Source organism: Thalassotalea litorea, assembly GCF_043642205.1.
In the GTDB taxonomy this organism is placed as follows: domain Bacteria; phylum Pseudomonadota; class Gammaproteobacteria; order Enterobacterales; family Alteromonadaceae; genus Thalassotalea_A; species Thalassotalea_A litorea.
Map to the genome: position 1 here is coordinate 1 of NZ_JBHZSG010000047.1, position 25,179 is coordinate 25,179.

The 25,179-nt window shown below is 45.8% G+C and carries 23 protein-coding genes; 11 read left to right on the forward strand and 12 right to left on the reverse strand.

Features of this window, described 5'->3' with window-relative positions; all coding sequences use genetic code 11:
• Positions 1-318 precede the first annotated feature (318 nt).
• The 6 genes from gmhB to ACHUFQ_RS14955 form a co-directional block, all read right to left on the reverse strand.
• Positions 319-858: a D-glycero-beta-D-manno-heptose 1,7-bisphosphate 7-phosphatase gene (gene gmhB / locus ACHUFQ_RS14930; protein ID WP_394176646.1), complete on the reverse strand. Its 540-nt coding sequence runs from the start codon at positions 856-858 to the stop codon at positions 319-321.
• Positions 859-1,025: 167 nt separating this feature from the next.
• Positions 1,026-1,787, reverse strand: a complete 762-nt coding sequence (locus ACHUFQ_RS14935; protein ID WP_394176647.1) for an SDR family oxidoreductase — start codon at positions 1,785-1,787, stop codon at positions 1,026-1,028.
• The gene (mmsB, locus tag ACHUFQ_RS14940) at positions 1,787-2,677 is read right to left on the reverse strand and encodes a 3-hydroxyisobutyrate dehydrogenase (RefSeq protein WP_394176648.1); all 891 of its coding nucleotides are present in this window, start codon (positions 2,675-2,677) and stop codon (positions 1,787-1,789) included. Before mmsB ends, ACHUFQ_RS14935 begins: the two co-directional genes overlap by 1 nt.
• A gap of 130 nt (positions 2,678-2,807) precedes the next feature.
• Positions 2,808-3,947, reverse strand: coding sequence for an enoyl-CoA hydratase/isomerase family protein (locus ACHUFQ_RS14945; RefSeq protein ID WP_394176649.1), 1,140 nt, complete (start codon positions 3,945-3,947; stop codon positions 2,808-2,810).
• A complete protein-coding gene (locus tag ACHUFQ_RS14950) occupies positions 3,944-5,101 on the reverse strand; it encodes an acyl-CoA dehydrogenase family protein (protein WP_394176650.1) in 1,158 nt (385 codons plus the stop codon). Before ACHUFQ_RS14950 ends, ACHUFQ_RS14945 begins: the two co-directional genes overlap by 4 nt.
• Positions 5,102-5,206: 105 nt before the next feature.
• On the reverse strand, positions 5,207-6,391 hold the full coding sequence (locus tag ACHUFQ_RS14955; RefSeq protein WP_394176651.1) for an acetyl-CoA C-acyltransferase: 1,185 nt from the start codon (positions 6,389-6,391) through the stop codon (positions 5,207-5,209).
• Positions 6,392-6,691: 300 nt separating this feature from the next.
• Here ACHUFQ_RS14955 and ACHUFQ_RS14960 point away from each other — a divergent pair, with 300 nt between their 5' ends.
• From ACHUFQ_RS14960 to ACHUFQ_RS14985, 6 genes are read left to right on the forward strand one after another with little or no spacing between them, the layout of a single operon-like run.
• A complete protein-coding gene (locus ACHUFQ_RS14960; protein ID WP_394176652.1) occupies positions 6,692-7,126 on the forward strand; it encodes a MerR family transcriptional regulator in 435 nt (144 codons plus the stop codon).
• 9 nt (positions 7,127-7,135) lie between these two features.
• Positions 7,136-8,305: an isovaleryl-CoA dehydrogenase gene (locus ACHUFQ_RS14965; protein ID WP_394176653.1), complete on the forward strand. Its 1,170-nt coding sequence runs from the start codon at positions 7,136-7,138 to the stop codon at positions 8,303-8,305.
• Positions 8,306-8,344: 39 nt separating this feature from the next.
• The gene (locus tag ACHUFQ_RS14970) at positions 8,345-9,952 is read left to right on the forward strand and encodes a carboxyl transferase domain-containing protein (RefSeq protein ID WP_394176654.1); all 1,608 of its coding nucleotides are present in this window, start codon (positions 8,345-8,347) and stop codon (positions 9,950-9,952) included.
• Position 9,953: 1 nt separating this feature from the next.
• Entirely contained in the window at positions 9,954-10,760 is an 807-nt protein-coding gene (locus tag ACHUFQ_RS14975) for an enoyl-CoA hydratase/isomerase family protein (protein WP_394176655.1), read from the forward strand.
• Between the two features lie 2 nt (positions 10,761-10,762).
• Positions 10,763-12,766: an acetyl/propionyl/methylcrotonyl-CoA carboxylase subunit alpha gene (locus ACHUFQ_RS14980; RefSeq protein WP_394176656.1), complete on the forward strand. Its 2,004-nt coding sequence runs from the start codon at positions 10,763-10,765 to the stop codon at positions 12,764-12,766.
• A gap of 12 nt (positions 12,767-12,778) precedes the next feature.
• The gene (locus tag ACHUFQ_RS14985; RefSeq protein ID WP_394176657.1) at positions 12,779-13,699 is read left to right on the forward strand and encodes a hydroxymethylglutaryl-CoA lyase; all 921 of its coding nucleotides are present in this window, start codon (positions 12,779-12,781) and stop codon (positions 13,697-13,699) included.
• Positions 13,700-13,856: 157 nt separating this feature from the next.
• On the opposite strand, the gene ACHUFQ_RS14990 is transcribed toward ACHUFQ_RS14985, so the two are convergent.
• Positions 13,857-14,261 (reverse strand): VanZ family protein, encoded by a 405-nt coding sequence (locus ACHUFQ_RS14990; protein WP_394176658.1) that lies wholly within the window; start codon positions 14,259-14,261, stop codon positions 13,857-13,859.
• Positions 14,262-14,423: 162 nt separating this feature from the next.
• On the opposite strand from ACHUFQ_RS14990, the gene katG reads away from it, so the two are divergent.
• The 5 genes from katG (at position 14,424) to ACHUFQ_RS15015 (ending at position 20,152) form a co-directional block, all read left to right on the forward strand.
• Positions 14,424-16,628: a catalase/peroxidase HPI gene (gene katG, locus ACHUFQ_RS14995; RefSeq protein ID WP_394176659.1), complete on the forward strand. Its 2,205-nt coding sequence runs from the start codon at positions 14,424-14,426 to the stop codon at positions 16,626-16,628.
• Between the two features lie 352 nt (positions 16,629-16,980).
• Positions 16,981-18,645 carry a DNA repair protein RecN gene (gene recN / locus ACHUFQ_RS15000; protein ID WP_394176660.1) on the forward strand — a complete coding sequence of 555 codons (1,665 nt, stop codon included), beginning with the start codon at positions 16,981-16,983 and terminating at the stop codon, positions 18,643-18,645.
• A gap of 363 nt (positions 18,646-19,008) precedes the next feature.
• A complete protein-coding gene (locus tag ACHUFQ_RS15005; protein WP_394176661.1) occupies positions 19,009-19,359 on the forward strand; it encodes an outer membrane protein assembly factor BamE in 351 nt (116 codons plus the stop codon).
• Between the two features lie 105 nt (positions 19,360-19,464).
• Positions 19,465-19,836, forward strand: a complete 372-nt coding sequence (locus ACHUFQ_RS15010) for a hypothetical protein (protein WP_394176662.1) — start codon at positions 19,465-19,467, stop codon at positions 19,834-19,836.
• Position 19,837: 1 nt separating this feature from the next.
• Entirely contained in the window at positions 19,838-20,152 is a 315-nt protein-coding gene (locus tag ACHUFQ_RS15015; RefSeq protein WP_394176663.1) for a hypothetical protein, read from the forward strand.
• Between the two features lie 113 nt (positions 20,153-20,265).
• Here ACHUFQ_RS15015 and ACHUFQ_RS15020 read toward each other — a convergent pair whose 3' ends face one another.
• The 5 genes from ACHUFQ_RS15020 to ACHUFQ_RS15040 all read right to left on the reverse strand — a co-directional run bounded on the left by ACHUFQ_RS15020 (position 20,266) and on the right by ACHUFQ_RS15040 (position 24,865).
• On the reverse strand, positions 20,266-21,189 hold the full coding sequence (locus ACHUFQ_RS15020) for a hypothetical protein (RefSeq protein WP_394176664.1): 924 nt from the start codon (positions 21,187-21,189) through the stop codon (positions 20,266-20,268).
• A gap of 1 nt (position 21,190) precedes the next feature.
• Positions 21,191-21,883 (reverse strand): anti-sigma factor, encoded by a 693-nt coding sequence (locus ACHUFQ_RS15025; RefSeq protein ID WP_394176665.1) that lies wholly within the window; start codon positions 21,881-21,883, stop codon positions 21,191-21,193.
• Complete coding sequence (locus tag ACHUFQ_RS15030) at positions 21,876-22,424, reverse strand: RNA polymerase sigma factor (protein WP_394176666.1); 549 nt, start codon at positions 22,422-22,424, stop codon at positions 21,876-21,878. Before ACHUFQ_RS15030 ends, ACHUFQ_RS15025 begins: the two co-directional genes overlap by 8 nt.
• 128 nt (positions 22,425-22,552) lie before the next feature.
• Positions 22,553-23,458, reverse strand: a complete 906-nt coding sequence (locus ACHUFQ_RS15035; protein ID WP_394176667.1) for a LysR family transcriptional regulator — start codon at positions 23,456-23,458, stop codon at positions 22,553-22,555.
• 15 nt (positions 23,459-23,473) lie between these two features.
• On the reverse strand, positions 23,474-24,865 hold the full coding sequence (locus tag ACHUFQ_RS15040) for a DUF3943 domain-containing protein (RefSeq protein WP_394176668.1): 1,392 nt from the start codon (positions 24,863-24,865) through the stop codon (positions 23,474-23,476).
• Positions 24,866-25,179 lie beyond the last annotated feature (314 nt).

A 25,179-nucleotide genomic window follows, 5' to 3' on the forward strand; every position in this document is an offset into this window, starting at 1 on the left:
CCTTGCCCGAAGCAGGATGCGCATTCTACGTCATCCAGTTTTGATGTCAACCGCTTTTTGATAATTATTTCGAAAAAGTTGTTTTCGAACATTTACCAGTTTCGGTTGTGATAACCGGGTTAAACCCTGGTGGTTATCGTATCAAAACACTTCGTTGGTTTTGTAAACGACTTAAGTTGTCGCTTAACCCCGTGGAAGTGGATGCGCATTTTAGGGATTTTCCCGACCACGTCAACACCCAAATCAATAAAAATCACAAAAAAACGATCGTTTGCTTAAAAATCCTACGGCACTAACATTTGGTTTACCAAATATTGATTAATCGATTAAAAACTTCGACACGTCTGCCAAAGAATCGATGCGATGCGCATCTACAGAACCATCATCCGGGTAATGTCCCGACAAAAATAAGCGTGTAGGAACATTTCCAGCTATCGCCGCTTCCATATCGGACGGCTTATCACCCAGAAAAATACTTTGAGAAAGGTTAATATCATAACGACTGGCTGCATCGAGGATCATGCCAGGTCCCGGTTTACGACATTGACAGTCTTTTAAATAGGGAGGATTGGCGCTGGTAGGATGATGCGGGCAATACATAACATCATCGATTGTTATGTCATGTTCCGCAAAGCGAGCTTTCATCCAATCAGTCAGGTGATGAAAATCCTCCTGTGTATATTTGCCACGACCGATGCCAGATTGATTGGTTACCACAATTAACAGGTAACCTTTTTGTTGCGCGGTATAGCACATTTCAAAAATACCCGGCATAAAATCGAATAATTCGATTTTAGATACATAGCCATGATCAATATTGATAATACCGTCACGATCCAAGAATAAGGCTTTGGTCATTATTTCAGTTCTGCAAGTTATATAAAGAGGGAGTAAACCCGTAAAAGGGGATTGTACCATAAAGAGCAACCCTAAGAGCGGCTACTAAGAGCCGCCATTACATGCGGCTATAGACTGCAATATAGGTATCAAATTTACGGGCGCACGCAATGCTTCTGCCTTGTTGCTTACATGGCAAGGCCGCCATCAATCTCGACAACACGACCTGTGAAAAAGTCATTTTCGAAAATATAACGGGCAGTGTGGGCGATTTCTTCTGCTTGACCCAATCGGCCTACTGGCTTCATTTTCTCTAAGCGCTCACGCATTTCAGGTTTCATCGCATCGGTCATCGCGGTTTTAATAACACCTGGGGCAATAGCACCCACGCGAATACCGTGACGCCCAAGTTCACGGGCCCAGGTAACTGTCATCGCAACAACACCTGCTTTTGATGCCGCGTAATTGGTCTGGCCCATATTACCCTGGCGTGCAATCGAAGACATATTAATGATCACCCCCTTGCGATTGTGCTTGATCATTTGCACAGAGGCTTCTCGACCACACAAAAATACGCCTGTCAGGTTTACATCAATGACTGACTGAAACTGCTGTAATGACATTTTCGCGGTAACTTCGCCATTTTTTGCTTTAACAAACATACCATCACGAAGAATACCTGCGTTATTTACCAGGCCATCGATGCCACCAAAGTCACTGGCGATTTTCTCAAAGGTGCGCTCAACATCAGCTTCATCGGTAACATTAGCTCCGTAAGCTTTAACATCAGCGCCACGTTGTTTAAGTTCAGCAACGATATCCTGTAATGCGTCTTCGGTCATATCGATTAACGCCAGGCGAGCACCATGACTGGCAAAATCTTTTGCCATTTCGCTGCCCAAGCCACCGGCGGCGCCGGTGATAACAATTACTTTAGCGGATAAATTCATTAATCTTCCTTTGCGTACATCTTAAAAATACTGGAAAAATCCAGTTTGCCGTTACCCTGGCCAGCATGAAGAGAAAACAGGTTTCTCGATAGTGCGCCCATTGGCGTCGTTGACTGACTCTGCACTGCACAATCCATGGCAAGCCCTAAATCTTTTGCCATCAAATCGACCATAAAGCCGCCTTGATATTCATTACTGGACGGTACATTTTCCATCACATCCGGACATGGGTTGTATAGCTCTAGCGTCCAGTTGCGACCTGAGCTTTTTAACATAATTTCCGATAAAATTTTCGGGTCAAGATCGTTATTGATACCAAGCTGTAAAGCTTCTGCGGTACCCGCCATCAGGATTGATAGCAACATGTTGTTGCATACCTTGGCGACCTGACCGGCGCCGTGGCCACCAGCATGGAATATGTTTTTCCCCATGGCTTCAAGGAACGGCTTAGCGCGATTAAATTCCGCTTCACTGCCGCCCACCATAAAGCTTAAAGTGCCAGCAGCAGCGCCAGCGACACCGCCGGATACCGGAGCATCGACAAATTCCAACCCTTTTGCCTGCAGGGCTCCAGCAACCTTTAACGCAGTCGCTTTGTCGATTGTTGAAGAATCAATGGCTAACGTGCCTGGTTTCATCGAATTGATGATGCCATTTTCTGACAGGTAACACGCTTCAACATGTTTGCCCGCCGGTAACATGGTTATGACAATATCTGCATTAGCCGCACATTCCGCGCTGCTTTTACAAGGTTTCGCTCCCTGCTCGGCTAATGCCGCCAACGCGTTGGCATTTAAATCAAATACATAGACCTGATGACCAGCCTTGACTAAATTGGTGGCCATTGGGCCCCCCATGTTACCTAATCCGATAAAAGCAATCGCCGTCATATGTGTTTCCTCTTGTTGTCATTTTTAACCGTCAACGTTGTTATTGTTGTTATGCTGATGTTCGTCACAGTTATATTTCGTTGTTTAGCCGTTCACCTAATTGATGCTTTTCTATTGAGTAAGAGTAAGACTACCCTACCGCCATTGGCCGAACCCCAAGATCCGCTAATGGATGTTCCGTATCTGACCATTTAGGCGCAAAAAACCAATCCAGCACATCCGCATCAACACTTTCGATGCTTGGGTATGTCCACTTCGGCTGGTTATCCTTTTCAATTAACAACGCTCGGACGCCTTCCTGAAATTCACCAAACTCCGCACATTTAGTCGCTAGACTAAGTTCGAAGCGAAAACAATCTGACAAGGAAAACGCTTTGCTGGTGGTTAACTGTCTAAAAATAAGTTGTGCGCTTAACGGACTGCCATTTCGTAACGTCTTTTGCGCTCGCTGCAACCATGTATCTTCGCTATCTAAGGCCAGGATTGCCTGAGCAACGTCAGTCAGCGTACTATGACGAGTAGTGTCTGCAATAATCGCCTGATGTTTCAGGATATTAGAGCGTGGCATGGATGATTTTACTGCACTACCCAGCGCTGAAAGTACCTGGGTTAGTTTCTCGTGATTCAGAGAAATCGTATTTCCCCAATGTACATCAATCAGCCTTTCGATAAGCAATTGGTGTTGTTCATTGGTCAGGAAATGATCGGCTAATCGTACATGCATTGCATCGGCGGCATTAACGCTGGCACCGGTCAACCCAAGAAACAAGCCGCAGCCTTTTGGCATTCGATTTAAAAAGTAGCTGCCGCCAACATCCGGAAACAAGCCTATAGTAATTTCTGGCATGGCGATGCGAGAAGTTTGAGTCACCACTCGATGACTCGCGCCAGCCATCAGACCCAAACCGCCTCCCATTACAATCCCGGATCCCCAAACCAAAATGGGCTTGCTATAGGCATGGATCAGATAATCAAGTTGATATTCATCGGTAAAATACTGGCTAGCGGAATTATTACTGTCGGCGCTTTGTTGCATGCCTTTATATAGGTGGACGATATCACCACCGGCACAGAAGGCTTTTTCGCCACTGCCTTGTATCATGACCATGGCAATATCCGGGTTTTCCTGCCACTGCAATAATTTAGGTAATAACTTAAGCACCATTTCATGACTCAGAGCGTTTAAAGACTTTGCTGAGTTGAGTGTGGCTACAGCAATCTTTTTCCCATGTACGGCTGAAATTTCTTCAAATAAAACAACATCGCTCATAGAATTTCTCCCGCCCCTTCAGACAAAATACGACGAGACACGATCAACCGCATAATTTCGTTAGTTCCTTCAAGAATTTGATGGACACGTACATCCCTAAAATGACGCTCTAACGGATATTCTTTAATATAACCGTAGCCACCATGAATTTGTAATGCGGCATCACACACCGCAAAACCTACGTCGGTTGCAAACTGTTTAGCCATCGCGCAATAGGCGGTTTTTTCCGGGTCGTTATTATCCAGCTTAAATGCCGCTAAGCGCACCATTTGTCTGGCAGCAACCAGTTGTGTGGCCATATCTGCCAACTTAAATTGTAGTCCCTGAAATGACGCAATCGCTTTACCAAATTGCTTGCGTTCTTGCATATATTCGGTTGCGGTATTTAAGGCTTGTTGGGCAGTCCCAATCGAGCAAGTCGCAATATTGATTCGACCGCCATCGAGGCCTTTCATCGCAATAGCAAAGCCTTCGCCTTCCGTACCAAGCAGATTGGCGACAGGAATACGGACATCTTCGAACGTAATGAGGCGCGTAGGTTGCGCATTCCAACCAAGTTTCTCTTCCGCTTTACCATAAATGACACCTTGACAATCGGCGGGGATCACCACCGCAGAAATGCCTTTAGCACCCTCGCCGCCGGTTCTTACCATGGCGACCAAAACATCGGTTTCTCCGGCTCCAGAGATAAACATCTTGGAACCGTTAATAACGTATTCATCGCCATCTCGCTTCGCGCTGGTGGCTAGCGATGCAGCATCAGAACCCGCCCCGGGTTCGGTTAAGCAATATGATGCAAGTAACTGCCCACTGATTAACCCTTCACACCAACGTTGGCAGACACTTTCACTCCCCCAACTGGCGATCATCCAAGTTGCCATATTATGTATGGTCATCATCGCTGTTGTTGCCGTACACCCCATGGAAAGCTGTTCGAAAATGATGGCAGAATCGAGCCGGCTTAACCCCATACCACCTTTATCTTCGGGTGTATAAAGGCCACAAAACCCCAGTTCACCGGCTTTTTGGATCACGTCTTTTGGAAAAATATGTTCGGCATCCCACTTGGCAGCATGTGGTGCCAGTTCCGCCATGGCAAATTGCTTTGCCATATCGGCAAACATTTGCTGTTCTTCAGATAAATTGAAATTCATTGGTCTTTGTCTTCCCCAACTGTCTTTTTCGACATTGTTTAGATACTTATTGTTTTTCGCGTCGAAAAAAAAGCCGCAAACAATGCGGCGAAATTAACGTTGTGATTATAGCATTTCGATCGCAACGGCCGTTGCTTCGCCACCGCCGATACACAAACTTGCCAGGCCTTTTTTCAAGCCTTTATTTTTCAGGGCATGGATCAGTGTCACTAAAATTCGAGCACCGCTTGCGCCAATCGGATGACCCAAAGCACAGGCACCACCATGAATGTTCACCTTTGCGTGATCGAGCTGTAATTCGTCGATGGCCAACATTGTAACCATGGCAAAGGCTTCATTGATTTCGAATAAATCCACATCGGCAACCGACCAATTAATCGATTCCAATAATTTGTTTATAGCACCGACAGGCGCAGCCGTGAATGTTTCTGGCGTTTGCGCATGAGAGCTATGGCCTAACACTTTACACAAGGGAGTTAAACCTCGTGCCCGGGCTTCGCTTTCGGTCATCATAACCAGCGCTGCAGCGCCATCAGAAATGGAACTGGAATTAGCCGCGGTCACGGTACCGTCTTTTTTAAATGCCGGGCGTAATGAAGGAATTTTCTCCGGACGGGCATTGCCAGGTTGTTCGTCAATATCAACCGTCACCTCTTTGCGTCGTTCGCTGAACGTAACCGGTGTAACTTCAGCACTGAATGCGCCTGAGGCGATTGCTTGATTGGCACGCTGCAACGATTCAAGGGCAAACGCGTCCATCTGTTCGCGACTGAACCCTTTTTGATCAGCGGTATCCTGAGCAAAGCAACCCATGGCCAAGCCATCGTAGGCATTTTCAAGACCATCAAACATCATGTGATCTAAAGTTTGAGCATGCCCCATCCGCATACCCTGACGCGCTTTAGGTAGCAGGTAAGGTGCGTTAGACATGCTTTCCATACCACCAGCAACAACCACCTTGTTATAACCCAGACGCAAAGAATCAACGCCCTGCATGACGGCTTTCATGCCAGAACCACAAACTTTTGACACGGTAGTACATGGTGTCGACATATCGACATCGGCATAAAGTGCGGCCTGACGAGCCGGTGCTTGTTTCATACCGGCAGTTAATACGCAGCCCATTAAAACTTCATCGACCTGGTCATTCGCCACGTCGGCTTTGGCGAGTGCTGCACGGATAGCGGCGGCGCCAAGTTTTACAGCCGGCACTGAACTCAGGCTTCCCATAAAGCCTCCCATTGGCGTACGGGCAGCGGCGACAATTACAATAGATTCGTTGCTAGGCATAGTGGTTCCATTTCCATTTATGTTTCTGATTTCAAGGTTAACGCAATTTAAAAGTTTACGCCAAGGTAAACTTTTCAAGTCAGTTTACTCAAGCGTAACTAATTATTGCCATCATAGAGAATACGCCCATTTAATCTGAGATATCTATAGTGCTATAGGTCGATATGAGCAACAAAAACTGGCTATGTGCGATTTTGTTTACGAGATAATCTTGGTTAAAATTCGAATAACAACCAAAACAACTTTACCTTTACGTAAACTTCACCTAAGTTAGAAAAAAAGGTTTTTCGAATATTCAATATGAGTGAAAGCAATAACAAACAGGCGACCTTCTCTATTAGTGATCTTGCCAGGGAATTTGATGTTACGACCCGTAGCATTCGATTTTACGAAGATCAGGGATTGCTCTGCCCCCAGCGCCGAGGACAAACTCGCATTTATAATCGTCGCGATAGGGTTCGGTTAAAGCTGATCTTGCGCGGTAAACGCCTTGGCTTTTCGCTGGCTGAAACCGGGCGTTTGTTTAATCTATACGATGCAGATAAAACCAGTACCAATCAACTTGACACCATTATGCAATTGATTGCTGACAAAAAGTCAGCATTACATCAACAACTTGACGATATAAAAGTTGTATTAATGGAATTGTCGACCTTAGAACAACGCTGTAAGCAGGCGCGCCAGGAGCTCACCGAGCAAGTTACTGCGCCTGCAACGACAAATATCAACAAATAAGGAAGCATTATGATCTCCCGTTTCTCTTCACTGAATTTTAACCTAGGCGAAACCGTGGACATGATCCGCGACCAGGTAATTGCTTTTGCCCGTGATGAAATTGCCCCACGCGCTGAGCAAATTGATATTGATAATGAATTTCCCAATGACTTGTGGCGCAAATTTGGCGATATGGGTCTGTTGGGCATGACCGTTGCTGAACAATATGGCGGCAGCGAACTTGGCTATATTGAACATGTAGTGGCGATGGAAGAGATCAGTCGCGCTTCGGCATCGGTCGGGTTGAGCTATGGTGCCCATTCAAATCTGTGCGTAAATCAGATTAATCGAAATGGTAACCACGAACAAAAGATGAAGTATCTGCCAAAGCTATGCTCCGGCGAGCAAATTGGTGCATTGGCCATGAGCGAACCCAATGCCGGTTCTGACGTAGTCAGCATGAAAATTCGCGCTGAGAAAAAAGGCGATAAATATGTCCTAAATGGCAACAAGATGTGGATCACCAACGGACCGGATGCGCATACTTTCATCATTTATGCCAAGACCGATATCCATGCGGGTTCACGGGGTATTACGGCGTTTATCGTTGAACGCGATTACCCGGGTTTTAGCCGTCACCAAAAGCTCGATAAATTAGGCATGCGCGGTTCCAATACTTGTGAGCTGGTCTTTGAAGATTGCGAAGTGCCTGAAGAGAATATTCTCGGTGAATTGAATCAAGGTGTAGCGGTATTAATGAGTGGTCTTGATTACGAACGTGTTGTTTTGTCAGCCGGTCCGTTAGGCATCATGTCTGCCTGCATGGATAACGTTGTGCCATATATCCATGATCGTAAGCAATTTGGTCAGTCAATTGGCGAATTTCAGTTGATCCAAGGCAAAGTTGCCGATATGTACACGCAAATGAATGCTGCCCGAGCCTATGTATACATGGTTGCACAGGCGTGCGATCGTGGCGAAACCACCCGCAAAGATGCCGCTGGTGCAATCTTATATGCTGCGGAACTTGCGACAAAAATGTCTCTGGATGCGATTCAAATTCTTGGTGGTAACGGGTACATCAACGAATTCCCTACCGGTCGCCTGTTGCGTGATGCAAAACTTTACGAAATTGGTGCGGGTACCTCAGAGATTCGCCGGATGCTAATTGGTCGTGAATTATTTAACGAGTCAAAGTAAGCAGGCTCTGTCTGATCAGATATAGGCTAAGGAATTATCGTGGCGAAATTGCACAGTAAAATAAATACTCGCAGCGAAGAGTTTGCTGCTAACCGGGCGCATATGCAGGAGCAAGTCGATGACTTGACCCTGACGCTGGCGAAAATCAAACAAGGTGGTGGTGAAAAATACCAGCAACGACATCTCTCTCGCGGCAAGTTATTACCCAGAGATCGGGTATACCAATTACTTGATTCTGGCTCACCTTTTCTGGAGCTTTCGCAATTAGCCGCCTTTGAGGTGTACGATGATTACGTACCGGCGGCAGGGATCATCACCGGCATTGGCCGGGTTAGCGGTCAGGAATGTGTGATTATTGCCAATGATGCCACAGTTAAAGGAGGTACCTACTACCCTTTAACCGTAAAAAAACACCTGCGGGCACAAACCATCGCCCAAGAAAACAATCTCCCCTGTATTTATCTGGTGGACTCCGGTGGCGCTAACTTGCCCAATCAGGATGAGGTTTTCCCAGATAAAGAACATTTTGGCCGTATTTTCTTTAATCAGGCCAATATGTCCGCAAACAACATCCCACAAATTGCTGCGGTAATGGGCTCCTGTACCGCGGGTGGTGCTTATGTGCCAGCGATGGCTGATGAATCCATCATTGTTAAAGAACAAGGCACCATTTTTCTTGCTGGCCCACCGCTGGTAAAGGCGGCAACTGGTGAGGTTGTGTCTGCTGAAGAGCTCGGCGGCGCAGATGTTCATTGCCGAACTTCTGGTGTGGCGGATCATTATGCTCAAAATGACCAACATGCCTTGCAGCTCGTGCGACAATCGGTGCGCAATCTGAATCGCGTCAAGCCCGGTCAGCTTGACATTAAAGAGCCAAGCGAACCTTTATATGACAGTAACGAAATCTATGGCGTGATCCCTAAAGATGCGAGACAGCCTTTTGATGTTCGAGAAGTTATCGCCCGGGTTGTTGATGGCAGTGAATTCGATGAATTTAAAGCCTTATATGGCACCACATTAGTGTGCGGTTTTGCTCATATTCACGGCTATCCAGTAGGTATTGTTGCCAATAACGGTATTTTGTTTGGTGAATCCGCGCAAAAAGGTGCGCATTTTATCGAACTGTGCGCACAACGCAAAATCCCCCTGGTGTTTTTACAAAACATCACCGGCTTTATGGTCGGTAAGCAATATGAATCGGGCGGTATCGCCAAACATGGCGCAAAGATGGTAACTGCTGTGGCCTGTGCAAAAGTACCTAAGTTTACAATACTCATCGGCGGCAGTTTTGGTGCCGGTAATTACGGTATGTGCGGCCGTGCTTATGATCCCCGATTTATGTTTATGTGGCCAAATGCCCGGATATCAGTGATGGGTGGCGAACAGGCGGCCGGAGTCTTAGCGCAGGTAAAACGCGATCAAAAGCAAAAACGCGATGAGCCGTGGAGCGAGCAGGAAGAGCAAGCATTCAAACAACCGATAATCGATGAATATGAAAAGCAAGGTCACCCTTATTACGCATCAGCGCGTTTGTGGGATGACGGCGTTATTGATCCCGCGGATACCCGTCAGGTGCTTGGCCTTGCCTTATCCAGTGCTCTAAATGCAGAGATAAAAGACACTCGCTTCGGCATTTTTAGGATGTAATATGATTAACAATACCAATCCATTACTGGACATTAGCTACCCACAAAACGGAGTGATTGATGTCAGTCTGAATAACCCAGACAAGTTTAATGCTTTTGACGATTCTCTGATTGCGGCAATGACCGATGTTTTTGAGCAAGTGGCCAAAGAAGACAGTATTCGGGTGCTGGTGTTATCGGCTCAAGGCAAACATTTCTCTGCCGGTGCCGATCTCTCCTGGATGCAGCGCATGGCCGATTACACCCGCGAACAAAACCAGCAAGATGCGATGGCACTCGCGACCATGCTGTACAAGCTAAATCAATTACCACAAGCGACCATCGCCAAAGTGCAAGGCGCCGCGTTTGGCGGTGCTGTTGGTCTGGTGAGTTGCTGTGATATGGCAATTGCCAGTGAAAATGCCAGTTTTTGTTTATCGGAAGTGAAGCTTGGTTTGATCCCGGCAACCATCAGCCCTTATGTCATTCAGGCGATGGGCGCCCGTGCCTGTCGTCGTTACTTCCAGACTGCCGAGCGATTTAACGTTACGAGCGCGCATCAAGTCGGTTTGGTTGATGAAATCTGTGATATCGAATCCCTTGACAATGCCGTCGCTCGTCGTTGTCAGCTCATTCTCGGCAATGGCCCACAAGCGGTACAAAAAGCCAAAACGTTAGTCTTAGATTTTCAACACCGAGAAATCAATGACTCTGTGCTTGCAGATACCAGTGAACGCATCGCCGAAGTCCGTGTCAGTGCCGAGGGTCAGGAAGGTTTGCAGGCTTTTTTCAATAAACGACCAGCCAACTGGTTAAGCGATAAGGAATAATTATGTTTAGTAAAATACTCATCGCCAACCGTGGCGAAATTGCCTGCCGGGTTATCGAAACAGCCCGTCGCATGGGCATTAAAACGGTCGCCGTTTATTCCGATGCCGATCGTCATGCCATGCATGTAACCCTCGCCGATGAAGCCGTTTATATTGGCGAAGCGCCAGCAAAGGACAGCTACCTGCAAGGTCAGAAAGTTATCGATGCAGCGCTGAAAACCCATGCCCAGGCGATCCACCCAGGTTACGGTTTTCTGTCAGAAAATGCCGAATTTTGTCGACTATGTCTGGCCAACAATATCACCTTTATCGGTCCACCGGTCCCTGCGATTGAAGCCATGGGCTCAAAATCGGCCGCCAAAGCGATTATGGAAAAAGCCAATGTGCCACTGGTCCCTGGTTATCATGGCGAAGACCAATCAGAAGCTTTAATTAAACAACATGCCGATGCCATGGGCTATCCGGTACTGTTAAAAGCGGCTGCCGGTGGCGGTGGCAAAGGTATGCGCCAGGTATGGAGTGAAGAAGAGTTTTCTAGTGCGCTTGCCGCCGCAAAGCGTGAATCCATGGCCGCCTTTAATGACGATATTATGTTAGTTGAAAAGTACCTGACGCAACCGCGCCATGTGGAAATTCAGGTATTTTGCGATAACTTCGACAATGCCGTATATCTGTTTGAACGGGATTGCTCGGTACAGCGTCGTCACCAAAAAGTGATTGAAGAAGCACCGGCCCCAGGATTGAGCGAAGAGATCCGTGAAAAAATGGGTCAGGCAGCGATTGCCGCCGCGAAAGCCATCGGTTATCGCGGCGCGGGTACCGTAGAGTTTCTTTACGAAAGTGATGGTTCATTTTATTTTATGGAAATGAATACTCGCTTACAGGTTGAGCACCCGGTGACAGAAATGATCACCGGTCAGGATCTGGTCGAATGGCAATTTAGAGTTGCTGCAGGTGAACCATTACCGTTGCAACAAAATGCATTAACCATCAAGGGGCATGCATTTGAAGGGCGAATTTACGCCGAAGATCCCTCACAGGATTTCTTACCTGCAACGGGCACATTAAACTTTTTAAAAGCGCCGGCAGAAAGCGCTCATGTGCGGGTGGATACTGGCGTACGCCAGGGCGATGAGGTGAGTGTTTATTACGATCCGATGATCGCAAAGCTTGTTGTCTGGGATGAAGATCGTGATAAAGCACTATCTAGGTTACGTCAGGCCTTAAAGCAATACCAAATTCAGGGCGTGACTACCAATATTGATTTTCTTTACAATGTTGCCAGCCACCCGGCTTTTGCAACAGCCAATATCGATACTAGTTTCATTGATACCCATCAACAGAGCCTGTTTAACGAACAAGCTGATGAAGTAAGCTCTTATTTGCCGATCGCCGCAACGTACGTGTTGTTAAAGCAAAAGCAGACAAATCAAATAAAGACCAGCGCCAATGACCCCTACTCACCTTGGCAAAATAATAATGCCTGGCGAGCCAATGAACCAAATCTGCACCGGTTTTTACTCACCGTGAAAACGCAACAATTTGACATTGAAGTCGAAGAACGGCGCGAAGGTGAGCAACAATATTATCTGGTTAACTGCCAGGGACAAACCTACGACGTGCAAGGGCAATTGTGTACAGATGGCCTATTAATTACAGTGAATGGTCATCGCCGGCAACTGACAATTGCCGAACAGGGGCATAGTTTTACTATATTTAGTGATCACGGTGCGTTAACGTTTAGCCAGGTCATCGCCGACTATCATGATAGCAATGACGATGACGGCGCAAGCGGACTAGAAGCACCGATGAACGGTACCTTAATTGCCACGTTAGTTGAGGTTGATGAAACCGTTAGCAAGGGGCAACCGTTAATGATCATGGAAGCGATGAAAATGGAACATACCATTGTTGCGCCAGCCGATGGTAGAGTCAGCGAATTTCACTATCAGAGCGGCGATATGATCGATGGTGGTTCCGCACTATTAGCGTTTGAAAATGAATAGTTGGTACTGTGTATGATTAAAGCGAACCCGAGGTTACCCAAACAGGTAAAACTGGTAGAAGTGGGCCCAAGAGATGGCCTGCAAAATGAAGCCATGCCTATAGATACTGATGTCAAAGTAGCACTGATCAATCGGCTAACCGATGCCGGCTTATCCTCTATCGAAACCGGTAGTTTCGTGTCTCCTAAATGGGTACCCCAGATGGCAACATCCAGTGAAGTTTTTGCCCAAATCCACCGTAACCCTAAGGTCACTTACGGGGCTCTGACCCCTAACCTAAAAGGGTTACAGGCCGCCATCGATGCAGAAGCCGACGAGGTGGCCATTTTTGGCGCTGCCTCTCAACGCTTTAGCCAGAAAAACATAAACTGCTCCATAGAAGAATCACTGGAACGCTTCCATGATGTCGTGATTCAGGCCCGCCAGCATAACCTCAGGGTTAGAGGCTATGTTTCTTGCGTTTTGGGCTGTCCATACGAAGGGGAAATCGATCCAGTCCAGGTGGCCGAGGTTGCTAAAGCTTTATTTGCTATGGGCTGCTACGAGATATCGTTGGGCGATACCATAGGTGTCGGTACCCCACATAAAGTTCAGGAAATGCTGGTAGCAGTCAATAAGCATGTACCCATGGACAAGCTTGCGGTTCATTTCCACGATACTTACGGCCAGGCACTGGCCAATATCTACGCTGCACTGAATATGGGAGTGGAGGTTATAGATAGTTCAGTTGCGGGCCTTGGAGGCTGCCCTTATGCTAAAGGGGCTTCGGGTAATGTCGCAAGCGAAGATGTTATCTACTTACTCGACGGTCTTGGCATTGACCATGGGGTGAATTTTGATTTACTGCTCAAAGCCGGTTGGTACATCAGTGATAAGCTGGGACGAGCACCCGTTTCGAAAGTCTCTAACGCGATGCGTGCTAAAAACGCTTAATTATCGAATTCCAACATGTTTAACGCCAAACGCTAGGAGTCTTACGAAGATATAACGAAAAAGCAGTGATAAGGTCGTAGACTCAACAAGTCGTGTTTTCATTTAGAGAAAACCGATAATTATTGCGTCACTAGGGTTGAATAGATGGCTTCTTTGCTTAGTCCCGTTCAACTACCTGAGGTTTGGTGTATTCAATCTTTTGTGGTGTTATATCTGGAAAAAATCGATTTACGATTTGCGCGAACACAAATCCACAAACAACGCCTGACACATTTGCCGTTAAATCAAGCCATTCTCCGTAACGGTTAAGGAAAGGCTGGATTAACTCAATACAGCCACCAATACCAATAAATAGCAATACGAATACCGGCCAGCGCGCGGGTTTTCTCAAAGCCATTGGCGTAACCAGGGCAAAATAGGCTAAAAAATGATGGGTTTTGTCGGTCCCAGGAACAGGAGGTAACGCATCGAGCGGGTAGAGAGACAAAAAGCAGATCATGGCCAAAAGTAATAAGGTTAATGCAACCCAATAGGTTCTTATCAATGTCAACAACTGGGTCATCATACTTCCGAAGCAATTTCACTGGCTAATATTGTGACTGGCAGCAACAAAATTTTCAATATTAATTGTCCCAACAAGGATACCCACCCTTTCACTAGCACCTTTAAAAACGACTATAGTTTAACAAAACCCTATAACGTTTAATGCAAAGTGGAGACTCTGATGGCTAGTTCAGAAAACAATTCTTCAAGAAAATGTCCTTTCGTTCATGGCAGTAATACCCGTCAAAAAGGAATGGGTACCGACAACATGGATTGGTGGCCCAATCAACTGAACCTGAAAATACTGCGTCAACATGACACTAAATCCAACCCTATGTCGGACGAGTTCTCTTATGCAGAACAGTTTGCTCAACTCAATCTTAAACAGGTAAAACAAGATTTATACGATTTGATGACGGATTCCAAAGATTGGTGGCCCGCAGATTACGGTCATTATGGTCCTTTTTTTATTCGCATGGCCTGGCATGCGGCAGGGACCTACCGAATCGGCGATGGCCGCGGTGGCGCAGGTACCGGCGCGCAACGATTCGCACCATTAAACAGTTGGCCAGACAACGGTAATTTAGACAAAGCCAGACGATTATTATGGCCCATTAAGAAAAAATACGGCAGCAAACTGTCCTGGGCCGATTTGCTGGTGTTAACAGGCAACTGTGCACTGGAGTCTATGGGTTTCAAAACCTTTGGCTTTGGTGGTGGCAGAGAAGATATCTGGCACCCGGAAGAAGACATTTATTGGGGGGCGGAAACAGAGTGGCTAACCGATAATCGATATACGTCTGAACGGGATTTAGATAATCCTCTGGCAGCCGTTGAAATGGGTCTGATCTACGTCAACCCGGAAGGCCCAAATGGCGAGCCAAGCGTTCTTGCTTCAGGCAAAGATATTCGAGAAACCTTTGCACGTATGGCGATGGATGATGAAGAAACCGTGGCGTTAGTTGCCGGTGGCCATACGTTTGGTAAATGTCACGGTGCCGGCGATGCCGCTAATGTAGGTCCAGAGCCAGAGGCCGCAACGCTAGAAAATATGGGCCTTGGCTGGATAAATGCACATGGCAAGGGGTTTGGGGACGATACCATTACCAGCGGTATTGAAGGAGCCTGGACGGCGACGCCTACCACCTGGGATAATGGCTATTTCGACATTCTCTTTGCTTATGAGTGGGATTTAGTAAAAAGTCCCGCGGGCGCATGGCAATGGGTTCCGATAAACCCTGCCGACGAACACCTTGCGCCATCAGCAGAAGATGCTGGGAAAAAAGTAACAACGATAATGACCACTGCCGATATGGCAATGCGTATGGATCCAATATACGGCCCCATCTCAAAACGTTTTCATGAAAATCCCGAACAGTTTGCTGATGCCTTTGCCAGAGCCTGGTTTAAACTGACCCACAGAGATATGGGTCCCAAGACCAGATACTTAGGACCTGAGGTACCTGATGAAGATCTCATTTGGCAAGACCCATTGCCAGATCGGAATTCCCAGATTGTCGATAAGGATGATATTGCTCAGTTAAAGCAGCAGATCATTGATAGCGGTCTCAGTGTTGGCGAAATGGTTTACACCGCCTGGTCTTCAGCATCCAGCTATCGGGATTCCGATAAACGAGGTGGTGCCAACGGAGCGAGGATCCGCTTGGCGCCTCAGAAAGACTGGCCGATGAACAAACCGGAGCAACTGGCAAAAGTATTGGATAGTTTGCTAAAAATCCAAGCAAGCTTTAACGAAAGCAGTGATGGCAAACACGTATCAATAGCCGATTTAATCGTACTAGCGGGCGGCGTTGGTATAGAACAAGCAACTAAAGCGGCCGGGACGCCATCAACCGTACCATTTTACCCCGGTCGAACCGACGCCAGTGAATCACAAACGGACTCGGAATCATTTGCTCCGCTGGAAGGTAAAGCGGATGGTTTTCGAAATTATTGTCACCCGGATCATGCAGGGATGGCCGAAGAATTGCTGCTTGATAAAGCCCAGCTATTAACCCTCAGTGCCCCAGAGATGACTGTTCTTATTGGCGGCCTGCGCAGTTTAGGGATTACCTTTGACGATCCTGAGCGCGGGGTTTTAACCGATAATCCTGAACAATTATCGACTGACTTCTTTGTTAACCTGTTAGACATGGACACCCAGTGGCAACCACTACCAGGAAATACTCAGTTTGAGGGGATTGACCGCGCAAGTGGTCGCCAACGGTGGAAAGCGTCCCGGGTCGATTTGGTGTTTGGTTCAAACTCAGAGTTAAGAGCCCTTTGTGAAGTATACGCCAGTGATGATTCTAACGATTCATTCACTCAGGATTTCATTAATGCCTGGGTTAAAGTGATGAACTTAGATCGGTTTGACTTAACCTAACCTTTAACGAGGAATCACACGCCAATGATATAACTGCGGTTTTAATCGACCGTGCGAGTGCGGGCCAATGCATGAGTGCATTGCCCGCTCACTTTTGCGGGCAACCTATCCCCCTGAAAAGGATGTTATAGACAAAGTGAATTTCAATAAAAAACCAGAAAGCCAACCCTAGACAAGTCATCATCGCTATCGTATATCAACGAAACTCTAGTACCAATACAACAGCAAAATTATTCAGGCGTAATGAGAGATGCTCCATCAACCATTTCACTAAAGGTTTTTTCTTGCATCAATTTTTAAACACTGTTAACTTACTGTACAAATAACCAGTATCTTGTGCAGGACGTTTGTTATGTTAACCAATCTTAGTATTCGTAATTTTGCCATTGTTAGCCATGTGGAAATCGACTGGCAACAGGGAATGACGACAATTACGGGGGAAACCGGTGCCGGTAAATCCATTGCTATCGATGCTTTGGGCCTTTGTCTGGGTGAACGGGCGACTACATCTGTGGTTCGCCCTGGTAGTGATAAAGCTGAATTAATTGCCAGCTTTGATGTGGGTACGAATAAAAAAGCAAAAGACTGGTTAACGCAACAGGAATTGAATGACGATAATGACTGTATTATTCGTCGCCTGATCAATGGCGAAGGGCGTTCTAAGGCTTATATCAATGGTACGCCTGTTCCTCTTGCTCAACTGAAAATTCTTGGTCAGCTTTTGATCAATATTCATGGTCAACACGACCACCAATTATTACTTAAAAGTACCGAGCAGCGTCAATTACTCGACGACTATGCACAGCACCATGGTTTGCTGGATGAGTTAAGGTTTTTTCAAAAGCAATGGCGTCATAAAAACAATGAATTAAACGCCTTGTTAGAGAGCCAGCAACAGCGCCAGGCACAGCAGCAGCTATTGCAATATCAAGTTAAAGAACTTGATGAGTTTTCGCTACAAGATGGTGAGTTTTCACAACTAGAAGCCGATTTTAAGCGTCATGCTAACGCCCAGCAGTTATTGAGTTTATCTGCTCAATGTTTAAATCAGCTTGGCGATGAAAATGAATATTCGGTCAGTGCTCAATTACAAAAAATTGTGGATGATATGCAGCAACTAACGTCTTTGGACAATGGTGCTGAAGCAATTAGCAATATGCTGCTTGATGCCAGTATTCAGATTCAGGAAGCGTCACGAGATTTAAATTATTACCAACAAAGCATCGATCTGGACCCTGAAGCGTTTAATATTATCGAAGAGCGCTATTCCACCGCTGTCACACTTGCCCGGAAGCATCAGGTTAACCCTGAAGATTTATTTGGTTTTCATCAAAAACTACACAGTCAACTGAATCTGTTAAGTGGTGATGAAGAACGGCATCAGCATCTTCACGATGAGCTGGATTCGATTAAAGAACACTATCAACAAGTCGCAGAAAAACTCAGAGCGAGTCGTGAAAAGTCCGCGAAAAAACTGGCAAAGCTAATCACTCAATCCATGCGTGAACTTAGCATGCCTGATGCAAAATTTAGTGTCCAAATCAGTCATACAAAAGCTGAGCAATTATCCGCCTATGGCCTTGATGATATTGAATTTTTGGTCAGTATGAACCCTGGCCAACCGTTAGAAGCTTTGCACAAGGTGGCGTCTGGCGGCGAATTGTCACGTATTAGTCTGGCGATCCAAGTGATTCTGGCAGAAAAAATCATCACCCCAACCCTGATCTTTGATGAAGTCGATGTGGGTATCAGCGGCCCAACGGCTGCAAAAGTTGGGCAAAAATTGCAACAGCTCGGTAAAAATACCCAGGTAATTTGTGTGACTCACTTACCTCAGGTGGCGAGCAAAGGCTGCCAGCAATTGTTTGTCGCAAAATTAACGGATGGTAAGCATACACAAACCTCAGTAACACGGCTCGCACAAGAGGCCAGAGAGCGCGAAATCGCACGTTTGCTGGCAGGCGATGAGATCACAGACAATGCTATGGCTAATGCCAGAGAACTTTTAGCAAGCTAAAGGGTCTGAATAGACCGTCCGGCAGTTGCATCAGCATCAAAATCAGCGATACAGAAAGACGACGCGGATAGAACGGCTCTGACATTCGGATCAAAGTCAGAGCCGTTTGTGCAACTTTTTTAAAAAGACGAAATATCCGTTGCTAAACCGTCGTGCCTGCCTGAATGCTTAATAGGCTTACATCGTGTACTGAAGGACAACGAAACCGGAAAATCGCTAAAAAAATCGTAAAAAGCCTTTAATCTGCCCTGCCCCTTAGTTATTATCGGTGGCAGCAATACCAAATCGCATAAGTCAGTGAACACGCTGCATAGATGTAGATGGTATGGAAGTAAGGCTGCAGTCGTTAAGGAATAATAATTAATGAGATCTCGTGCTTTATCACTTAGCATATTGCTAAGTTTGGCCACCACGTTTACCTCGGGTTGTGTATATCGTATTGATGTACCGCAAGGTAACTACATTGAGCAAAAGCAAATTGACAAGCTGCAGGTGGGTATGACCAAAGAACAGGTGAAGTTCGTTCTTGGTAATCCTGTTGTAGTAGATGCGTTTGATGACAATAGATGGTACTACGTGTACGACTTTAAATCAGGCCGTAATGAAGCCTTTGATTCCCAGAAAAAACTGGTGCTAACATTTGAAAATGAAACTCTGGCTAGCGCTGAAGGTGATTTCGAAGTACCGGAGAGTTTTTACACACCAATGCAATAATGTTTAACCGGTGTCCTGTCTGGATGCCGGTCAATTTGCCCCCCAATAAAAAACCACATACGACAGTTTCCTGTGATGTGGTATACAAACCGTCAGGATATAAAAATGAAACTTAAGCAATTGCTCGCCTGCATGGCAACCTGCGTATTGTTGTGGGGTTGTGGTCATGGTTATGAAGGCGAATACCAAATCAAAAGTGCATCTAAAAATGAATTTTTAAATGCCTTTGCCGATGCCATTCATGTTCCCAACATCATTATTGGTGAAGATTTTATCGAAAAGGAAGGCAAACGAACCTACTACGATGAGGTCAGTGTACGTGAGCGCGGCAACGATAAATACCTGGTATTTCGACTTGGCAAAGAAGAACAAGTCTGGAAAATTGTAGATGCCAATACCTTACAGCAAGGTAAAGGGTTACTAGGCATTACGTTGAATAAAGTCATCAACGAAAACACAGCAACACAGGAAAGTTAATATGAAAAATAGCTGGTCTCTAAATCTTGTCGTAATGACGACACTTGCTGCTGTCTCTAGCCAGGCAACTGCGAAAAATGAAAAATCGGATCATAAGCTACCGAAAGGATTAGAAAAAAAAGTTAAGCAAGGCAAAGCCTTACCTCCCGGCTGGCAGAAAAAATTAATGCCTGGTGAGATCCTCAGTCATGATATCTATAGACACCGCGACATCATAGTCCCTGTCGATACGCATGGCATTGTAACGGTAAGAATTGATGGTAAATTGATTCGCCTGGTTGATGCATCGAGAGAGATAATCGAAATCTTAAACTAATGTAAGTTCTTCACTTACAGCTAAATGGACAACATGAGATCAACAAAAAGGCCAGTTAATGTACTGCCCTTTTTGTTGATCTCATGTTTGTTTAGTTTAGTTTAGTAACGCTCCTAAATTTGATATCGAGTCGCACTTTTCAATAAAGCTGAGGCATCAATCGACTCAGTCAAGCATCTTTTTATGTCAGTTTTTGAAAACACCAAAACCTGATCCTGATATCCTTGTCCTGACGTTGTTGGCGCAGCGTCCTTAATAATTAATGACACATGTTCATCTCCCGGCAAAGATTTCAGACCACCACCATAAGTACAAAGGACCTCACTTAAGCTGGCTTCAAGGGCGGTAAAGTAAGCCTGCTGCTGTTGACGCTGTTTGGCAACTTCTTTCGCCTGCTGCGCTTTTATAGCATTCGCCTGTTTGGATAGATCGTCTCTTTGCGCAAGTAATTGCTTTTTGCGCTGTTCAAGTTTAGCCGTCTCTTTTTCCAGCTCTTTTAGCGCCTCTTTATCCACGCTGCGTTTTTTATAAGCCAGATCACGATTCTCTCGTTCGATATCTCGCAATTCATAGGCCAGCTCTCGTTCCATCTCCCTAAGTTGACGCTGACGCTCAACATCAGCACGCATATGATCCTGAGCCATTTCCATGGCAACTGCCGCTTCCTCCATCGCTTCGTCAATCACTACCTGCAGATCCTCACCAAAAAAGTCGCTATCTTCAAATCCGGCCGGAGCCAAAGGGGCAACCGGTACGACGGGCATCGGTACGGTAAATCCAGAAAATTTATAATTACGCTGTGATTTTACCGTAAACACAACCCCTTGATTGGCAAGGTACATGGAATCGACGCCCATCAAGCCAATAGATTTATCGGTTGCGCTATTTTTTATCGCACTGGTAAAAATATCTTCCATAATGCCAATTTGTTTACTCAAATTTTGATATGGGTTTTCATTTGCGCTGACGACACCGCTTGTAAGTGCACCGATCATCGACAACGCCAGAGGCATTACTGCTTTTTTTAAGGTTTTCATATTATTCATCCTCTTCATTGAAATGGGTCTGCTGGTATTGGCCTGGCGTCACGCCCTGATTTAACGCCTGAGCTTGCAAAGCGTATTCCAGTCTTTGGTAGTTAAGCTTATTATCCAGAGCATCTGCATTGCGTTGCTCGCTAATCGTCTGAATAAAATGAGAAATATCTTCCTGACGCTCTTGTCGAGTCGCGGTTAGTAAATACCCCGCAAGTTGCAGGTTGTTTGCCTGCTGATCGTCTTTAAAGTCGGACACATAATTTGCTAGTACAATTTCCTGCTCTGCGGCGAATTGCTGTAAACGTTGGTCTAACAACGCTTCCAACTTTCGATTTTCGACGCTCGCATCCGAGCCGCCAAAAGTTATGGCGAAACCGTCTTGTTGCGAGGTTACCTGCACATTAAACAACACCAATGCAATTGCAAAACATGAACAGGCTAGTGACGCCACGGATAATCCGGGCCATTGCCACCATGGACGTTTTTCTTTGTCGTCAGCGATGATGCTGCCTGGATCCCAGTTAGATGGCGATTGCTCTTCAAAGCCATGAACCTGCTGCTCGATATACCTCGCCGTAGCTAAACGACGTTTCAATGTGTCATCTTCCATAGCTAATGCTTCGAGCCGCTGACTCTGTTGCTCGTTTAATGTCCCATCGAGCCAGGCCTGAAATAATTGTTCTTGCTCAGACATAATCGATCTCCAATTCATTTTTTAATTTATCTAACGCACTGTATAAACGAGATTTAACCGTATTACTGGACACCCCTAATTGATTAGCGATTTCGTCAAAAGTAAAGTGTTGAAAAAACTTCAGCTCGACCACTGTGCGTTGATTCACGGGCAGGATACACATCGCCTTGGCCAAAGCCATTGTCTGTTGGCTATGCTGGAGCTGATGTTCCGGTTGTTCGTTTGTTTTCGCTTCTTGCTCATGAGGCTCATCATCTAACGATTGATTCGGGCGCTTGCGACGATAAAACTCGATACAGCGATAATGAGCGATGCGAAATAGCCAATTTTTGAATTTCGCTTCGCCTCGAAAACTGCTCAGGTTTCGAAACACCGCAATAAAGATTTCCTGCATCAAATCCATCGCATCATCCGGGTGACCGACCATCCTCAGCGCATAGTTATAGATACTTTTTTCATAGCGCCTGACCAATTGCACCCAGGCGCTTTTTTTGCCTTTTAGTGCTTGCTTAATCAGTGTTTCATCGCTTCGTTCAAACACAAAAAGTTCCCTGTTTACTGGTTTTACCGGTTATTTTCCCTTTATAGTCGCAAGGGGCGTGAAAATAGTTTGAAATCCTATGGATTTTTTATTGAATCAGATATTGGCGGGGATTGGAAATCCTGGATTCAGATCAAAGATGAGATTATTTTAGCAAGCATTTCATAGGTTTCCTGACGATAACTACGATGACGATATACCAGAGCAATTTCCCGACTTGGTTTGTCCGGAAGCTGAGCACTAGGCAATTGTCCATGCCAGGCAACCCCTTTGCGAATCGCCATCTGTGGCAGAAAGGTTAAGCCATGGTGGTGCGTTGTCATTTGCAGCAAGGTGGTTAAACTTGTCGGCGCAAACTCATTTACTTTCTCAGTTTGATCAACTTTGCATGCCGCTAACGCATGGCGAGTCAGACAATGCTCTTCACTGAGCACAAATATTTTTCCTTTTTTTACTCGACTATAGTTACCATCGCTCAATACCTTATCAATAAGGACCTGATCGCCAACGATATAGAATGGATCATCACCCAGACGTTGATATTGAAACGACTGGGCAAATTTCTCATCGATGGGTAACGCCAAAATGGCGGCATCCAATGAACCATGACTCAGGGATTCTAATAACATTTCGGTGGTATTTTCGACCACGAAAAGGTCAAGGTTTGGGTAAGAAAACCCACATTGTTCAATGACCTCCGTCATAATAAACGGCGCAATGGTTGGAATGCAGCCAAGAAAGACTTTGCCCTGTGATGGGCTCCCCTGTGCCTGACAGTAATCGACGAGCTCATCGGTTAGTGTTAACAACTGTTGCGCCATTTTTACCACCGCTTTGCCATGTTGTGTAAACACAAAATGTTTGTGATCCCGTTCGATCAACTGACAACTCAAAAGTTGTTCCAGTTTAATGATGGCGCTGCTTAAAGTTGATTGACTGACATAACAGGACTGTGCCGCTTTATGAAAATGCTGGTATTGGTGCAGTGCCACCAGGTATTGCAGATGCTTTAGGTTAGGTAAATGATTATTCATCGCTGGGGAAAAACACTAACGCCAGTTACCTTTGCCTAACCGATATATCAGGCTGAAACGGAAAATATCTTCCTGGGTATCCAAGCGGGTGGAAAAGTATCTGGCAATATCCGTTTGAATGGCGATATTGCTATTTAGTTTCATATGCAGTCCAAGTCCGGCATGACTATAAAAAGATTTCAAATCCCTGTCCTGATCGCGGAGCATTTCGCCTATTCCAGCAGTTACATAGGGGCGAAAATCGGTTTCAGGACGAAAATAATACTGGCCGCTGAGGCTGTAGTTTTCATAGGTTAAATCCTCGCCAGTTGAGATTTCCTGAAAGTGTGATCTGGCATAGTTCAGACGTGCTGAATATCGATTGGTAAAGTACAGGCCGAGGCTAAATTCTGCAAACGGGTCGTCTTCAACCTGCCAAACGTCGTCAAGCCAGGCATACCCCGATCCAAGCCCGATGCCGATCATGCTGTAATCAATCGGATCGCGATTAAACTGGTAGTATTGTGGGGCGGGCGTTGAGCGCAGTGGCTTGCCATCACCAAATTGAAAATGCATCTGTACTTGCCACTGGTTTTCCTGCAACATTCCAGCTTCACCTTCGGCTTGAATCACTTGCGGTCGATAATTCACAAAGCCAGTTCCGGCTTTGAATATCTCACGGTTAAACATCTGATTAACCCCCCGTCCCAGTGAATCCACCGGATCTAGTAACCACAACGACAAGGTCCCTAGCCCTTCTGAACCCCAGACCTTGCCATCGCCCAGACGAAGGTTTCGCTCGGTTTGGTGCATCCATTCGCCCATAGCCCAGCCTAATACCGGTGTCACTACTAAATCCTGAATCGATGGCGTTTCCGCAAAAGCTTCGACACCATACTCCCAATAAAAGGTCGACATCAAGGCAGAATAAACAAAAGCATCCCATTGTCGATAGCCGGATTTTCGGGCAACCTGATAGTAGATGCCCCCAGCGTACGGGTGACCAATATAATTAATCCAGAAAACATCGCGGTCCCAGACCGGCCCTTCGCGGACATTGTCTCGCCATTTTTGCAATAGCTCACCTTGTTTATCCCAGTTCGATATGTCTTCAGGCAACATTGCGATAAAACCGATGACGCCAAAACCGTAAATAAAAATCGATTTTGTCTGTGACCAGAGGCGCTCTTTATCTTCGCCATGTTGTGGGGAAAAAATAGATACCTGGAAGGGATCATCATAAAAGCCTTCAATAGGAACCTTTTCTTCCCAGGCTGAATTGGTGACTCGCTCAACATAAATATCGTCCACAGCGGCATCTGAACCGCTATTTTCGGCACTTAACAAGGGTAGTGGTTGGATAATGCTTTCGTCGGGAGTGTCGGGCATTGCCCATAGATTGACGGAACAGCATGTCAATAACATCATGGCCATTGTCTGACAAACCCTACGCGGTTTGCGTAACAACATGGACAATCAACTTATTGTTTCTCAGTTATATAAATGTATGCAGAAAATTCAGGCACCGCAACCTGAGATGATGTGTTTATACCAACAACATGATTTTATACCAATCACATTTAGTTTGTGCACAACTCAGAGTTAGGGCGGAGGTTCACTTATACCAATCACATCAAGTTTGTGCACAACTCAGAGTTAGGGCAGAGGTTCACTTACAACATAGATTTTATTGATATAGTCATTCTATATTAATGAAATATAGGGCCGTAAATGGACCTTAA

Excerpts from the sequence above, each read along its gene's own strand:
- gmhB (WP_394176646.1), bottom strand. The coding sequence starts at position 858 with ATGACCAAAGCCTTATTCTTGGATCGTGACGGTATTATCAATATTGAT.
- ACHUFQ_RS14935 (WP_394176647.1), bottom strand. The coding sequence starts at position 1,787 with ATGAATTTATCCGCTAAAGTAATTGTTATCACCGGCGCCGCCGGTGGC.
- mmsB (WP_394176648.1), bottom strand. The coding sequence starts at position 2,677 with ATGACGGCGATTGCTTTTATCGGATTAGGTAACATGGGGGGCCCAATG.
- ACHUFQ_RS14945 (WP_394176649.1), bottom strand. The coding sequence starts at position 3,947 with ATGAGCGATGTTGTTTTATTTGAAGAAATTTCAGCCGTACATGGGAAA.
- ACHUFQ_RS14950 (WP_394176650.1), bottom strand. The coding sequence starts at position 5,101 with ATGAATTTCAATTTATCTGAAGAACAGCAAATGTTTGCCGATATGGCA.
- ACHUFQ_RS14955 (WP_394176651.1), bottom strand. The coding sequence starts at position 6,391 with ATGCCTAGCAACGAATCTATTGTAATTGTCGCCGCTGCCCGTACGCCA.
- ACHUFQ_RS14960 (WP_394176652.1), top strand. The coding sequence starts at position 6,692 with ATGAGTGAAAGCAATAACAAACAGGCGACCTTCTCTATTAGTGATCTT.
- ACHUFQ_RS14965 (WP_394176653.1), top strand. The coding sequence starts at position 7,136 with ATGATCTCCCGTTTCTCTTCACTGAATTTTAACCTAGGCGAAACCGTG.
- ACHUFQ_RS14975 (WP_394176655.1), top strand. The coding sequence starts at position 9,954 with ATGATTAACAATACCAATCCATTACTGGACATTAGCTACCCACAAAAC.
- ACHUFQ_RS14980 (WP_394176656.1), top strand. The coding sequence starts at position 10,763 with ATGTTTAGTAAAATACTCATCGCCAACCGTGGCGAAATTGCCTGCCGG.
- ACHUFQ_RS14985 (WP_394176657.1), top strand. The coding sequence starts at position 12,779 with ATGATTAAAGCGAACCCGAGGTTACCCAAACAGGTAAAACTGGTAGAA.
- ACHUFQ_RS14990 (WP_394176658.1), bottom strand. The coding sequence starts at position 14,261 with ATGACCCAGTTGTTGACATTGATAAGAACCTATTGGGTTGCATTAACC.
- katG (WP_394176659.1), top strand. The coding sequence starts at position 14,424 with ATGGCTAGTTCAGAAAACAATTCTTCAAGAAAATGTCCTTTCGTTCAT.
- recN (WP_394176660.1), top strand. The coding sequence starts at position 16,981 with ATGTTAACCAATCTTAGTATTCGTAATTTTGCCATTGTTAGCCATGTG.
- ACHUFQ_RS15005 (WP_394176661.1), top strand. The coding sequence starts at position 19,009 with ATGAGATCTCGTGCTTTATCACTTAGCATATTGCTAAGTTTGGCCACC.
- ACHUFQ_RS15010 (WP_394176662.1), top strand. The coding sequence starts at position 19,465 with ATGAAACTTAAGCAATTGCTCGCCTGCATGGCAACCTGCGTATTGTTG.
- ACHUFQ_RS15015 (WP_394176663.1), top strand. The coding sequence starts at position 19,838 with ATGAAAAATAGCTGGTCTCTAAATCTTGTCGTAATGACGACACTTGCT.
- ACHUFQ_RS15020 (WP_394176664.1), bottom strand. The coding sequence starts at position 21,189 with ATGAAAACCTTAAAAAAAGCAGTAATGCCTCTGGCGTTGTCGATGATC.
- ACHUFQ_RS15025 (WP_394176665.1), bottom strand. The coding sequence starts at position 21,883 with ATGTCTGAGCAAGAACAATTATTTCAGGCCTGGCTCGATGGGACATTA.
- ACHUFQ_RS15035 (WP_394176667.1), bottom strand. The coding sequence starts at position 23,458 with ATGAATAATCATTTACCTAACCTAAAGCATCTGCAATACCTGGTGGCA.
- ACHUFQ_RS15040 (WP_394176668.1), bottom strand. The coding sequence starts at position 24,865 with ATGATGTTATTGACATGCTGTTCCGTCAATCTATGGGCAATGCCCGAC.